This is a genomic window from Bradyrhizobium sp. Ses1, assembly GCF_059512365.1.
The window spans coordinates 87,437-99,706 of record NZ_JCAMOQ010000028.1; the positions used below are offsets into that span (position 1 = coordinate 87,437).

General features: G+C 63.6%; 11 protein-coding genes. 7 read left to right on the forward strand and 4 right to left on the reverse strand.

The window, feature by feature from the left end:
* The first annotated feature begins 207 nt into the window (after nt 1-207).
* The gene (locus AC5ZG5_RS27805) at nt 208-1,485 is read left to right on the forward strand and encodes a complex I NDUFA9 subunit family protein (protein ID WP_456643955.1); all 1,278 of its coding nucleotides are present in this window, start codon (nt 208-210) and stop codon (nt 1,483-1,485) included.
* A 76-nt stretch (nt 1,486-1,561) separates the two neighbouring features.
* Here AC5ZG5_RS27805 and AC5ZG5_RS27810 read toward each other — a convergent pair whose 3' ends face one another.
* Together AC5ZG5_RS27810 and AC5ZG5_RS27815 are read right to left on the reverse strand one after the other, a co-directional pair.
* Nucleotides 1,562-2,296: an SDR family NAD(P)-dependent oxidoreductase gene (locus AC5ZG5_RS27810; RefSeq protein ID WP_456643956.1), complete on the reverse strand. Its 735-nt coding sequence runs from the start codon at nt 2,294-2,296 to the stop codon at nt 1,562-1,564.
* Nucleotides 2,297-2,392: 96 nt separating this feature from the next.
* Nucleotides 2,393-2,620: a hypothetical protein gene (locus AC5ZG5_RS27815; protein WP_456643957.1), complete on the reverse strand. Its 228-nt coding sequence runs from the start codon at nt 2,618-2,620 to the stop codon at nt 2,393-2,395.
* 242 nt (nt 2,621-2,862) lie between these two features.
* Here AC5ZG5_RS27815 and AC5ZG5_RS27820 point away from each other — a divergent pair, with 242 nt between their 5' ends.
* From AC5ZG5_RS27820 to pucL, 5 genes are all read left to right on the forward strand, one after another.
* Nucleotides 2,863-3,165, forward strand: a complete 303-nt coding sequence (locus AC5ZG5_RS27820; RefSeq protein WP_456643958.1) for a hypothetical protein — start codon at nt 2,863-2,865, stop codon at nt 3,163-3,165.
* A 107-nt stretch (nt 3,166-3,272) separates the two neighbouring features.
* The gene (locus tag AC5ZG5_RS27825) at nt 3,273-3,686 is read left to right on the forward strand and encodes a DUF3830 family protein (protein ID WP_027579045.1); all 414 of its coding nucleotides are present in this window, start codon (nt 3,273-3,275) and stop codon (nt 3,684-3,686) included.
* Entirely contained in the window at nt 3,686-4,621 is a 936-nt protein-coding gene (gene puuE, locus AC5ZG5_RS27830; RefSeq protein WP_130230110.1) for an allantoinase PuuE, read from the forward strand. The genes AC5ZG5_RS27825 and puuE overlap by 1 nt, the downstream gene beginning before the upstream one ends.
* 4 nt (nt 4,622-4,625) lie before the next feature.
* Nucleotides 4,626-5,510 (forward strand): 2-oxo-4-hydroxy-4-carboxy-5-ureidoimidazoline decarboxylase, encoded by an 885-nt coding sequence (uraD, locus tag AC5ZG5_RS27835; protein WP_456643959.1) that lies wholly within the window; start codon nt 4,626-4,628, stop codon nt 5,508-5,510.
* Between the two features lie 290 nt (nt 5,511-5,800).
* Nucleotides 5,801-6,643, forward strand: coding sequence for a factor-independent urate hydroxylase (gene pucL, locus AC5ZG5_RS27840; RefSeq protein WP_456643960.1), 843 nt, complete (start codon nt 5,801-5,803; stop codon nt 6,641-6,643).
* A gap of 78 nt (nt 6,644-6,721) precedes the next feature.
* Here the strand turns inward: pucL and AC5ZG5_RS27845 are convergent, their stop codons facing one another.
* Both AC5ZG5_RS27845 and AC5ZG5_RS27850 read right to left on the reverse strand, forming a co-directional pair.
* Nucleotides 6,722-9,448, reverse strand: a complete 2,727-nt coding sequence (locus AC5ZG5_RS27845; protein ID WP_456643961.1) for a molybdopterin-dependent oxidoreductase — start codon at nt 9,446-9,448, stop codon at nt 6,722-6,724.
* A complete protein-coding gene (locus tag AC5ZG5_RS27850; protein WP_456643962.1) occupies nt 9,445-10,266 on the reverse strand; it encodes an FAD binding domain-containing protein in 822 nt (273 codons plus the stop codon). The genes AC5ZG5_RS27845 and AC5ZG5_RS27850 overlap by 4 nt, the downstream gene beginning before the upstream one ends.
* A 152-nt stretch (nt 10,267-10,418) precedes the next feature.
* Between AC5ZG5_RS27850 and AC5ZG5_RS27855 the strand changes: the two genes are divergently transcribed.
* On the forward strand, nt 10,419-11,768 hold the full coding sequence (locus tag AC5ZG5_RS27855) for an 8-oxoguanine deaminase (protein ID WP_456643963.1): 1,350 nt from the start codon (nt 10,419-10,421) through the stop codon (nt 11,766-11,768).
* The last annotated feature ends 502 nt before the right edge of the window (nt 11,769-12,270 follow it).

Here is a 12,270-nt window from a genome sequence, read left to right on the forward strand (position 1 = left end):
AGGCAAGTCCGATCATCAGAAGCCGCTTCATTTGGTGCCTCGTCCGTCGTGGCAAAATGCTCCTGCGGATTATCAGCTCCGTTTTTGCAATGTTGACTGAACGGTGCATTCATAGACCCTTCAGAATTGTTGCGGCCGATTTGTAGAACTCGGCGGCTTCATGGGAACTTTGGGTGGCGAGCGCGGCCGCCAGAAGGAGAGTGCGCAATGCTGAAACACTTGCTCATTGAGGTCATTGGTCACGCTTCCGGTCTCAGCGATGCGCAGCTTGAGCAAATTGAACAGTCATTGCCAGCGACCAGGGCGCTGATCGATCTTTTCAACAAGGCACATCCGATCATCGAACAGGCACAAGCGCTCTATAATGAAGCGCAGCCGCTGATCGATGAAGCCAGGATCGAGTGGCAAGCGGTCGGCCCTGCAGCGCAAATATTGATTGAGGTGATCTCACATCATCTCAACAAAGGCAGTTCGCCGGCGCAGGCCGCTGAGGTGGTGCGCGCGGCGCTCGGCGGGTCAATGAAGAGCGTCGCACAGGATCGTGGGATGGGCCAGGCCATGAACCGCGTGACCGTGTTCGGGGGGACGGGCTTTGTTGGTCGTCGCGTCGTGCGCCATTTGAGCGACTCCACCGTTACAGTGCGTATGGCCTCGCGGCATCCCGCGCGGACCGAAGGTGACAACGTGGAGCAGATCGTCGCCGATGCACATGACGAGCGGTCCATAGAGGCTGCAATTGCGGGTGCCGACGGCGTCATCAACGCGATCAGCCTGTACCTCGAGCATGGAGGCGACACATATCATTCGGTGCACGTCGAAGCGGCCGCCAGGATCGCTGCTGTGGCACGGCGGGCCGGGACCAAACGGTTTGTGCACCTATCGGGAATAGGCGCTGATGCCGCCTCGCGCTCGCCCTATATTCGCAGTCGCGGTGAGGGTGAGGCGGCCGTGCAAGCCGCATTCCCTGGCGCAGTCGTTATCCGCCCGGCGGTCATGTTCGCACCGGACGACACCTTTCTCACCACAATTCTTGGGCTGCTTCGGACGTTGCCGGCTTATCCGCTATTCGGCGACGGCAGGACGAGGCTTCAGCCGGTGCACGTGGACGACGTCGCCGCGGCGATCGCACAAGTCCTGCGGCAACCACAAAGACCGTATCCTATCTACGAACTGGCCGGTCCGCGCATTTACTCGTACGAGGAGCTCCTGCGGACGATTGCGCGCACCGCAGGATTGCGACCGGCCTTGGTGCGCATACCCTTTGGTTTCTGGCATGCCGTCGCAGGCCTCGGTGAAATCCTGCCGCACCCGCCGCTCACGCGCAATCAGGTTGAGCTTATGCAGATCGACACGACGGCTTCGGGCAGCCGGCCAGGATTTGCCGTGCTCGGAATTTCGCCGCGATCGCTCGAAGAACAGCTCAAAGCGATGCTCAAGCCTACAAACGAGGAAACTCAAAACGCAAAAGAGCCTCGGACCAGGTAGAGGCCAAGGGGAGTTCGCTACGATCTCGATCTCGCCATCGCAGTACCTGGTTGGCTGCCGTTCATGAGTCTACTGCCTAGTTGAACGCCATGCCGCCGCTCATGGCGACGGTCTGGCCGGTCATGTAGGCGTTGCCGATCAGCATCATGACGGCCTGCGCGACTTCGTCGGCGGTGCCGAAACGGCCGAGCGGAATCCGGCTGACCAGATTTGGCTGGCCCTTCATCATGTCGGTCTCGATCAGCGAGGGCGCGACCGCGTTGACGGTGATGCCTTCCTTGACAAGGCGTGCGGCATAGCCGCGCGTCAATCCTTCGATACCGGCCTTCGATGCATTGTAGTGCGGCCCGATCGCGCCGGCGCCGCGTGCCGCTCCCGAGGAGATGTTGACGATGCGGCCCCATTGCTTGGCGCGCATCGCCGGCAGCACCGCCTGCGTGCACAGGAACACCGATTTCAGGTTCACCGCGATGGTGGAATCGAAATCGGCTTCGGTGAGATCGTCGACCCCGCGCGTGATCGCGATGCCGGCATTGTTGACGAGGATGTCGATCGGGCCGAGCTCGGCGGTGGCACGCTGCACCAGCTCCGCAACCGCCGGCCCTTGCGAAACATCCGCGCCGATCGCGATCGCCTTTCCGCCCGCGGCCGTGATCTCCTTTGCCAGCGCATCCGCTTCGCCCGCGCGCTCGCGATAGTTGATCGCCACGGCCGCGCCTTGCTCTGCCAGCGCGCGCACGATCGCGGCACCGATGCCGCGCGAACCTCCGGTCACGAGTGCCACATGCCCGCGCAATGTCGCTGTCGTCATCATTCTCTCCCGTCTGAAGGTTGCGAGGTCATGTTACACGAAAAGGCCGACCGCGATGTTCGCGGCCGGCCTTTGTTGCGTTCAGCCTCGATCGGCTCAGCGGCCGGCGGGTGCCGACCAGCCACCAGTGAAGACGCTCGGCGGGTAGTCGTACATCTCAGGGGACGGAGCAGGCCAGGCCGCATAGGAATTGCAGGGACACGGCTGCTGGCGCACCACGACGCGGTCCGATTTGTAGTGGTGAGGACGCTGCGCTGCCGCAGCGAACTGGACGGATGACGCAATAATCAAAACTGACCCAAAGATGGTGAGGAATGTCTTCATGTGGTTCTCCCGGCTTTATTACGCTTCGTCTGCGAGGCCTGTGCGGCTCGCACCTCAGCGCTAAAGAGGGAGATAGCGATGTGCGCTGACGGTTAGTACGGTTGCGCCTATCACGAAGCGGCGAGCAAATTTCTTGGTCACGGCTAAATATTCAGCAGGTATTACAGGCGGTTCGCGCTATCATGGACTGACCGGTGCCGGTCCGGTTCAATAAGGCAAAGGATTCCCAACGAGTGAGGCCGATGAAGAAGTTTTTACCAGTGTTGCTGTTGGTCGCCGCGCCAGTCTCCTCGCTGGCCGTGGCGCAGACCCAACTGGCGCCGAAGGAGACCAAAGGTGCGACAAAAGGCGCGGTCGCGCGGGCGGACGATTGCGCTCCGATCGGCCGCACTGCGAAAGGCGAACTGGTCTACTCCTTGAAATGCGAGAACCTGCCGGCGCCGCCTGCACCGCCGCCGCAGGCCGAGGCCAAGGAGGCGCCGCCGCCCGAGCCTGAGACGCAGCGCAGCGGCCTGTTCGGCTGGTCGTACGATCGGAGAAACTAGGCCAACGCTGCCTCTGGAATGGTCCTTGCTTCCGATGCCGCGCTGCAATGCGGTAGCGAGAGGCGGTTCCCAGCTACACAACAGCAGAGATTCAAGAGAAGAGATCAATGAGCAAACTGATTGTCCATGCCGGTGACTTCAAATTCGACGCGCGCTTTGAGGAGGCGCTGGCGCCGAAGACGGTTGCAGCGTTTCGCAAGGCGATGCCGTTCGAGAGCCAGGCGATCCATGTCCGCTGGAGCGGCGAGGGGGTCTGGATGCCGCTCGGCGATCTCGACTTTGGCGTCTCCTATGAGAACCACACCAGCTATCCGGCGCCCGGCCAGATCATCCTCTATCCCGGCGGCATCAGCGAAACCGAGATCCTGCTCGCCTATGGCGGCGTGCATTTCGCAAGCAAGATGGGTCAGCTCGCCGGCAACCATTTCATCACGCTGACGTCGGGGCTCGAGAACCTCGTTACCTTCGGCAAGACCGTGCTCTGGAAGGGCGCGCAGAAGATTCGTTTCGAGGAAGTTTAGTGACCGAAGCATATCCGCGCGATCTTCGCGGCTATGGCCGCAACCCGCCCGATCCGAAATGGCCGGGCAATGCCCGCATCGCCGTGCAGTTCGTGGTGAATTTCGAAGAGGGCGGCGAGAACAACATCCTGCATGGCGACAGCGCCTCGGAAGCGTTCTTGTCGGATGTGCTCGGCGCGCAGCCCTGGCCGGGCCAGCGCCATGCCAACATCGAATCGATGTTCGAATATGGCTCGCGCGCCGGCTTCTGGCGGCTCTGGCGTATGTTCGGCGAACGCAAATTGCCGACCACCGTGTTTGGCGTCGCGATGGCATTGAAGCGCAATCCCGAGATCGTTTCCGCGATGAAGGAGGCGGGCTGGGACATCGCGAGCCACAGTCTTAGATGGGTCGAGCACAAGGACATGTCGGAGAGCGAGGAGCGCGCCGAGATCGCGGAAGCGATCCGCGTGCACACCGAGGCGACGGGCGCGCGGCCGCTCGGCTGGTACACCGGGCGGTCCTCGATCAATACGCTCCGGCTCTTGATGGAGGCGGGCGGCCTCGCTTACCTCTGCGATTCCTATGCCGACGATCTCCCTTACTGGATCAAGGCGGCGGGCTTGGAGCCGCATCTGGTGATCCCGTACACCCTCGATGCCAACGACATGCGCTTCGTCAACCCGCAGGGCTTTGGCGGCGGCGATCAGTTCTTCAACTATCTGAAGGACAGTTTTGATGTGCTCTATGCCGAAGGTGAGACGTCGCCGAAGATGATGTCAATCGGCCTGCATTGCCGCCTGGTCGGCCGCCCCGGCCGCGCCGCGGCCTTGATGCGCTTCCTCGACTACATCGGAAAGCACGACCGCGTCTGGGTGCCGACCCGGCTGCAGATCGCTGAGCATTGGTACGCCCATCACAAGCAGTTCGCCGAACATGCCTTCAGCATCGGATAGGCGGATGTCGATCACAATCGCCGATCTCAACAACAAGAGCCGCGACGAATTTGTCGCGGCGCTTGCCAACATCTTCGAGCATTCGCCGTGGATCGCCGAAGAAGTGGCGTTGCTGCGGCCGTTCGCCGGCATCAACGTGTTGTTCACGGCGATGAAGGCCGCGGTGGAGCGCGCACCGGCTGAGCTACGGCTCGCGCTGATCAAGGCGCATCCCGATCTCGCCGACAAGACCCAGCGCGCCGCGGGCCTCACCGCCGAATCCGATGCAGAGCAGAACAGCGCCGGCCTCGACCGGTTGTCGGATGCCGAATATGACGCGTTCGAGCGCGTCAACAACGCCTATCGCACGAAATTCGGTTTTCCCTATATCGTCTCGGTCCGCCGCCATACCAAGGATTCGATCCTGCGCGATTTCGAGCGGCGGCTGCCGAACGACGTGCCGGCCGAGATGCAGCGATCGGTCGAGGAGATCTGCCGCATCGCCGCGCTGCGGCTCGACCAGCTCGTGACGGCCGAGGATCGCCTCGCCGTACATGGCCGCCTGTCCACGCATGTGCTGGACACCCATAGCGGCAAGCCCGCCGCCGGCATCGCGGTCGAATTGATCGAGCTGTCCGATCTCGGCTCAAGCCGCGTGGTGACGCGCGCGGTAACCAACGCCGACGGCCGCACCGATCAGCCGCTGATCGGCGGCCGTCCCGTACCGATTGGAAAATACGAGCTCCTGTTCAGCGTCGCCGACTATTTCGCCGGCCGGCAAGTGCCGCTCTCCGATCCACCCTTCCTCGACCGCATCCCGCTGCGCTTTGCCGTGAGCGAACCCGAGGGCCATCTCCACGTCCCGCTCCTGGTCACGCCCTGGAGCTATGCGACGTATCGCGGCAGTTGACGTCGCCCCTCATGGTGAGGAGCGCGCAGCGTGTCTCGAACCATGAGGCCCTGATCTCTCCCGCGGCCATCCTTCGAGACGACCGCTGCGCGGTCTCCTCAGGATGAGGACCTGGGCACGTGGCGCCGCTGCTGAAAGCTACGGCAAGGATGGCGCAGATTGTGGCAACGATCGCAGGTCACACCAACTCACTTTGCCGTGCCTGCAGCTTGCCCGGTGGCACAAACGTTGCTCATTATTACGCTGACAGGGCGATCGCGCCCGCAAAACTTACCGGTGGAGGCTTTGACGTGCCGCTGATCAACAACCGCTACGGTAAGGGCCGCGTGCGCGTGATGCGCATTCATCGCGATGGCGACAGGCACGAGGTCAGCCAGCTCAACATCAAGGCGATGCTCGAGGGCGATTTCGCCCGCACCTATACGCACGCGGACAATTCCAACACAGTGTCGACCGACACCATCAAGAACGTCGTCAACGTCGTCGCCCGCGAGAATACCGGGCTCTCGGCGGAAGAATTCTGCCAGGTCCTGGCGCAGAAATATTTCGACACCTATCCGCAGGTGTCGTCGGTATCCATCACCTCGCACGAGACCAGGTGGAACAGGCTGAGCTTCGGTGGCAAGCCGCATCCGCACAGTTTCGTGCTCGACGGCAACGGCAAGCCGACCGTCGAACTCACCGCTGTCAGGGGCGGACCGACGGCGCTCGCCTCGGGTATCGACGGCTTCGCCTTCATGAAGGCGACCCAGTCCGGCTGGGAGAACTACGTCAAGGACCGCTACACCACGCTTGCCGAGACCCACGACCGCATCTGCGCGACCAGCATGGTGGCGTCGTGGAAATGGTCGGGCAAACCCGTGAGCTATCCGGCGACAAATGCGAAGATCCTCGATGTGCTTCTTGAGGTGTTCTCGACCACCTATAGCTGGAGCGTGCAGGACAGCCTCTACCGGATGGGCGAGGCCGCACTCGCATCGGTGCCGGAGATTTCCGAGATCAGCATGGCCTGTCCGAACATGCATTTCATCCCGATGAATCTCTCCGCGTTCGGGCTCGACAACAACAACCAGGTGTTCCTGCCGACTGACGAGCCGCACGGCCAGATCGAGTGCACGGTGGGGCGGGGGTAGGGGTTCTCTCCCGTAGGGTGAGCAAAGCGACTCACTTGCCGCGACCCGTCCACGAGCGTCGGCGTAAGCGTGGCCACCCTACGCGGCGCCATACTTCTCATGCAGCGCCGGAAACAAACGGTCCGGCTTGAAGGGCGCGCTGGTGAAGCGGATGCCGGTGGCGTTGGCGATGGCGTTGCCGAGTGCGGCGGCGACGGGGTTGTATGGACTCTCGCTCATCGACTTCGCGCCCATCGGCCCAACCGCATCCGACGTCTCCGCAAAGAATACTTCCGTGCGCGGCACGTCGGCATAAGAGGGCAAATGATAGTCGCGGAACCTCGGATTGATCACCCGTCCGCCGTCGTCGATCACGAGCTCTTCGTAAAGTGTGGCGCCCAGCGCTTGCGCGACGCCGCCTTCGATCTGGCCGCGGCATTGCATGGGGTTGGCGACGCGGCCGGCGTCGGCCGCCTGCACGCTTTTCAAGATCCTGACTTCGCCGGTGCCCTTGTTCACGGCGACGCGAAAGCCCTGCACGTTGAAGGCGACCGAGCGCGGCGTGCCATGCGCGCTGCCGCTGGCTTCGAGCAGGTTGCCGCGCGCCTTCGCCGCTTTCGCCAGCTCGGCGAAGGACAGCCGCCGCTTGCCGCAGACAACAGTTTCATTGTCCAGCAAGCATGACTCGGCATCCGCTTCGCTCATCTCCGCCGCGAACGCCTTGATCGCGTCGGCGAGATTTTGCGCTGCATGCTGCGTTGCGCGTCCGGCCACAAAAATGCCGGCGCTGCCATAGGCGCCGGTGTCGTGGCCGCCATGCGCGGTGTCGGATTGCTTCAGGACGATGCGATCGACCGTCGTCGCCAGCGCGCTGGCCGCGATCTGGCGATGCACCGTGCTGGTGCCGTTGCCGAACTCGGCGGTGCCGACCGTCAGCTCGAAGCCACCATCCTCGCGCAACGCGATTTTGGAATCGGAGAGGTGCCCGGCCGGCGGGACGGTGTCGATCATCGTCAGCGCCATGCCGTCGCCGACCAGCCACTCCGCCGACAATCCATATCGCGGCGTGTCCTCGGCCATCGCGCGCTCGACCAGGTCGAGGCACTGATCGAGGCCATACGAGCCATAGAGCACGTCATGATATTCGGACGGCGGCGGCGACAGCATGGGATCCCCGGGTTTCACGACATTGCGGCGGCGGAAGTCGAACGGGTTGATGCCGAGCTGTTTTGCCAATTCGTCGATCGCCGCTTCCACGGCGAACAGGCTTTGCGGCAGGCCGTAGCCGCGGAAGGCGCCGGCCGGCAGCGTGTTGGTGTAGGCGACGGCGGCGTCGACCTTCTTGTTCGGGCAGTTGTAGACACTGATGCATTCGGCGACCGCATGAAACAGCACCGGCCCTGCATGGTTACCGTAGGCCCCGGTGTTGGACAGCACATCGAGCTGCAGCGCCGTCAGCTTGCCGTCCTTGTCGGCGCCGGCCTTGACCGTGACGCGCATCGGATGCCGCGTCGAAGTGCCGATGAACTGCTCCTCGCGGGTGAATTCCAGCTTGACCGGGCGTCCGGTCTTGAGCGCGGCCAGTGCAAGAATATCCTCGACGAACATCTCCTGCTTGCCGCCGAAGCCGCCGCCGACGCGTTCGCAGAACACCCTGATCTTATCGGGCGGCAGAGCGAAGATCTGCGACAGCCCGCGCCGTGTCAGGAACGGCACCTGCGTGCTGGAGCGGACATTGAGGATGCCCTCAGTGTCGATCCAGGCGAGCCCGCCATGGGTCTCCAGCGCGGCATGCTGGACGCGCTGGGTCGTGAACGTCCCCTCATAGGTGACGGCGGCCTCGGCGAGGCCCTTCGCAACGTCGCCATATTCGCCATGCGTTTCCGCGACGAGGTTGCGCGTGGGGTTGGTGATGCGATGTTCGACCGTCTTGTCGCCATGAAGGACCGGGGCGCGCGGTGCGATCGCCTCCGCGGGGTCGAACACTGCGGGCAGCAGTTCGTAGTCGACCTTGAGGCGGCGGCAGCCTTCTTCCGCGGCGGCCTCGGTCTCCGCCACGACAGCGGCGACCTTCTGGCCGATGAAGCGGACGACGTCGTCGAGGACGCGGGTGTCCTCGGGGTCCATCCAGTCCTTCTCATGCCGCGCGGTCGAGAACAGAAGCTTTGGCGCGTCCTCATGGGTCAGCACGGCGTGCACGCCGGGTACCGCGAGCGCCGCGCTCTTGTCGACCCTGACGATCTTCGCGTGCGGATGCGGCGAGCGCAGCAGCTTGACGTGCAGCAGGCCTTCCAACTTGGTATCGAAAGTGTAGCGCGCCGCTCCGCGCACCACGAGCGGCCCGGCCGGCGCCGGAAGGCTACGGCCGAAAGCCGTGCCTGCGTCCGCGTCCTCTATGTTTGTCTTGCCGTCGAGCGCGTCCTCGATCGAGCGATAGCCGGTGCAGCGGCAGATATTGCCTTTGAGCGAGGCGCCGAGGTCCTGCCGCTGCGCCTGGTTCAGCGACGCACAGGTCAGGATCATGCCGGCGGTGCAGAAGCCGCACTGGAATCCCTGCGCGTCGAGGAAGGCCTGCTGCAGCGGATGGGTGCCGCCGTCAGGCGCAAATCCCTCGATGGTGGTGACCGCATGCCCTTCGGCACGGAACGCGGGGATCAGGCAGCTATGCACTGGCTCGCCGTCGAGCAGCACGGTGCAGGCGCCGCAATCGCCGGCGTCGCAGCCTTTCTTGACGCCGAAATGCCCGAGGTCGCGCAGGAAGGTGCGCAGGCATTGTCCGGCCCGCGGCGTTTCCGAGAATGTCTTGCCGTTGATGTCGAAGGTCATGGTTGCGCCCCGAGTTCAGCGCGGATCTCTTCCGCGAGCCGCAGCGTCATGTGCTTGCGCCAGATCGGTTTGCCGTGGATGTCGGTGTGATACAGATTGTCCGGGATGCGCTGCAGGATCGTCTCGCGCAATTCCTCCTGCTCCGGGATGGTGACAAAGGGGAGCTTGATCGGCCGTATCGTCGAGGCGGTCACGGTCAGCGCAAAGCCATCCTCGCTGTCGATGCTTCCGATCAGGAGCGCTGCCGAGCGCCCGACCGGCGTCAGCGAGATCTGGCGAAATGCCGAGCGTCGCCGCAGCGCCGCGAGCGGAATATCGATCTGCCGCAGCAGGTCGCCGGGTCGAAGCAAATTCTGCTGACTGCCGGTGACCAAGTCGGTGATGGGAAGCTTCCGCTCCCCGCCATCGGGCTGCCAGATCGTGGCGATGCCGTCGAGTGCCGAAGTCAGAGAGATCATTGGCCCGGCCGGCAGCGACATGCAGATATTGCCGCCGACGGTCGCGGTCTTCCAGATCTTGAAGGAGGCGAGGAACGAGCGGCAGCACTGGTTGATCAGGGGTGCGGCGATCCAGTCCGGCGGGCCGGCAAAGCCGTCGAGCTGCGCCACGGTGCAGGTGGCGGCGATGGTGAAGTCGCTGTTGCCGATCGTCAGCGCCGGCCATTTCAGGTCGGTGAGATCGATCAGCCGCCTTAAGTGCGCCTGCGGCTCCGAGAACAGCCACGTGCCGCCCGCCAGCCAAGCATCGCCTGCTGTCCAAACAGGCAGTTGCGCCCGGGATTTCGGATGGGCGACTTCCGTAATCGTGTTCAAGTCCATCGATACGCCGACGCTTTCAACAGGATGCATCCTAGCTTAAGAGTCTTGCTCACTTAAGAAGCCTTGCAAGACCGGCGCCAATCGTTGGCCACAATTGGGACGGTCCTTGCATCGAAGCCAAATGCCGGTGCTTCTCGATAGATGGTGGGATCATGGACCAAACGCAGCCGACCTGGATCAAGGATCCGCTATCCATCTTAGCCGAAGGCGCCGAACGCGGCGTCGTGGTTCAGGGTGGCAAGATCGTCGAATTGGTCGGCCGCGGCAAGGAGCCGACCGCCATTTCGCCGCTGGTGTTCGACGCAGGCGAACACGTTGTCCTGCCGGGATTGATCAATACTCATCATCACTTCTACCAGACGCTCACGAGGGCACTTCCGGCCGCCCTCGACCGCGAGCTATTCCCCTGGCTCAAGGCGCTCTATCCGGTTTGGGCGAAGCTGACGCCGGAATCGCTTCAGCTCGGTGTTACCGTTGCAATGTCGGAACTGCTGCTGTCGGGCTGCACCACGACGACCGATCACCACTATGTGTTTCCCGCCGGGCTCGAGGAAGCCGTCGATATCGAGGTGGCCGTCGCAAAACGGCTCGGCTTGCGCGTGCTGCTGACGCGCGGCTCGATGAATCTGTCGGTGCGCGACGGCGGCCTGCCGCCCGATAGTGTCGTGCAGGATGAGGATACGATCCTGGCCGACAGCGCGCGCGTGGTCGCAAAGCATCACGAACGCGGCGAGGATGCGATGGTGCAGATCGCGCTCGCGCCATGCTCGCCGTTCTCAGTGACGACCTCGCTCATGCAGAGGACTGCCGAGCTTGCCGACAAGCTCGATGTGCGCCTGCACACTCATCTCGCCGAAACTGAGGACGAGAACCGGTTCTGTGAACAGATGCATCGCTGCCGGCCGCTCGATTATCTCGAGCAATGCGGCTGGCTCAATGGGCGCACCTGGCTCGCACACGGCATCCACTTCAACGCCGGCGAAATGAAGCGACTGGGCAAGGCGGGGACCAGCATCAGCCATTGCGCCTGCAGCAATCAGGTGCTGGCGTCAGGCTGCTGTCCGGTTTGCGAGATGGAGGAGGCCGGCGTCGGCATTGGCCTTGGCGTCGACGGCTCGGCCTCCAACGACGGCTCCAATCTGATGCAGGAGGTGCGCGCGGCCTTCCTGGTGCAGCGGGCGCGCTATGGTGTCGATCGCGTCAGTCACAAGGATGCGCTGCGCTGGGCCACCAAGGGCTCCGCCGCCTGCGTCGGCCGTCCCGAGCTCGGCGAGATCGCCGTCGGCAAGGTCGCCGATCTCGCTCTGTTCAAGCTCGACGAACTCCGCTTCTCCGGCCATGGCGACCCGCTCGCCGCGCTGGTGCTGTGCGGCGCGCACCGCGCCGACCGCGTGATGGTCGGCGGCAACTGGGCTGTGATCGACGGCGCCATCCCCGGTCTCGATGTTACCGACCTGATCCGCCGCCACACCGCCGCCGCCCACGCGATGCAGGCCGGTTGAGATCGCAGCCGGCTCTCTCCGTCATTCCGGGGCGCGCGAAGCTCGTCCTTCGGACGCCCCGGAATGACAGGGGGACGCATTCGCGCAATCCTCTCCTCCGTCATGGCCGGGCTTAACCCGGCCATCCATGTCTCTCCCGTGCACGGAGGCAAAGGACGTGGATGCCCGGGACGTCTGCGCGAAGACGCGCTTCGCGCTTTTTGCCCGGGCATGACGGCGCCATATCATTCGCGCGATTTTCCTTAAGCCAATCAATGTGATTTGCCTCGTCCAGCCCTTGCGGAAAAAACATTCCGCTTTCGCCGTCGGGCAAATCAGTGATTTAACTCGGCGCGTCTCACCCGAGAGAGGGGCGGCTCGCGATCGTCACGAACGTTGCGGTGAGATGCGGTGGACGCGATGCGTGCGACTGACGAGCGCATGAACGCGGACGGCGAAGTCGTGTGGTCCTGGCGCCCCGACGCTGGCGCTAAGCTCGCGAGCAGCAAGAGCTGCCGCGGGT

Bases quoted from the DNA above. Each gene is read 5' to 3' on its own strand.
- AC5ZG5_RS27815 (WP_456643957.1), bottom strand. From the start codon at position 2,620: ATGAAGACATTCCTCACCATCTTTGGGTCAGTTTTGATTATTGCGTCA.
- AC5ZG5_RS27845 (WP_456643961.1), bottom strand. From the start codon at position 9,448: ATGACCTTCGACATCAACGGCAAGACATTCTCGGAAACGCCGCGGGCC.
- AC5ZG5_RS27825 (WP_027579045.1), top strand. From the start codon at position 3,273: ATGAGCAAACTGATTGTCCATGCCGGTGACTTCAAATTCGACGCGCGC.
- AC5ZG5_RS27855 (WP_456643963.1), top strand. From the start codon at position 10,419: ATGGACCAAACGCAGCCGACCTGGATCAAGGATCCGCTATCCATCTTA.
- AC5ZG5_RS27805 (WP_456643955.1), top strand. From the start codon at position 208: ATGCTGAAACACTTGCTCATTGAGGTCATTGGTCACGCTTCCGGTCTC.
- AC5ZG5_RS27820 (WP_456643958.1), top strand. From the start codon at position 2,863: ATGAAGAAGTTTTTACCAGTGTTGCTGTTGGTCGCCGCGCCAGTCTCC.
- AC5ZG5_RS27810 (WP_456643956.1), bottom strand. From the start codon at position 2,296: ATGACGACAGCGACATTGCGCGGGCATGTGGCACTCGTGACCGGAGGT.
- AC5ZG5_RS27850 (WP_456643962.1), bottom strand. From the start codon at position 10,266: ATGGACTTGAACACGATTACGGAAGTCGCCCATCCGAAATCCCGGGCG.
- uraD (WP_456643959.1), top strand. From the start codon at position 4,626: ATGTCGATCACAATCGCCGATCTCAACAACAAGAGCCGCGACGAATTT.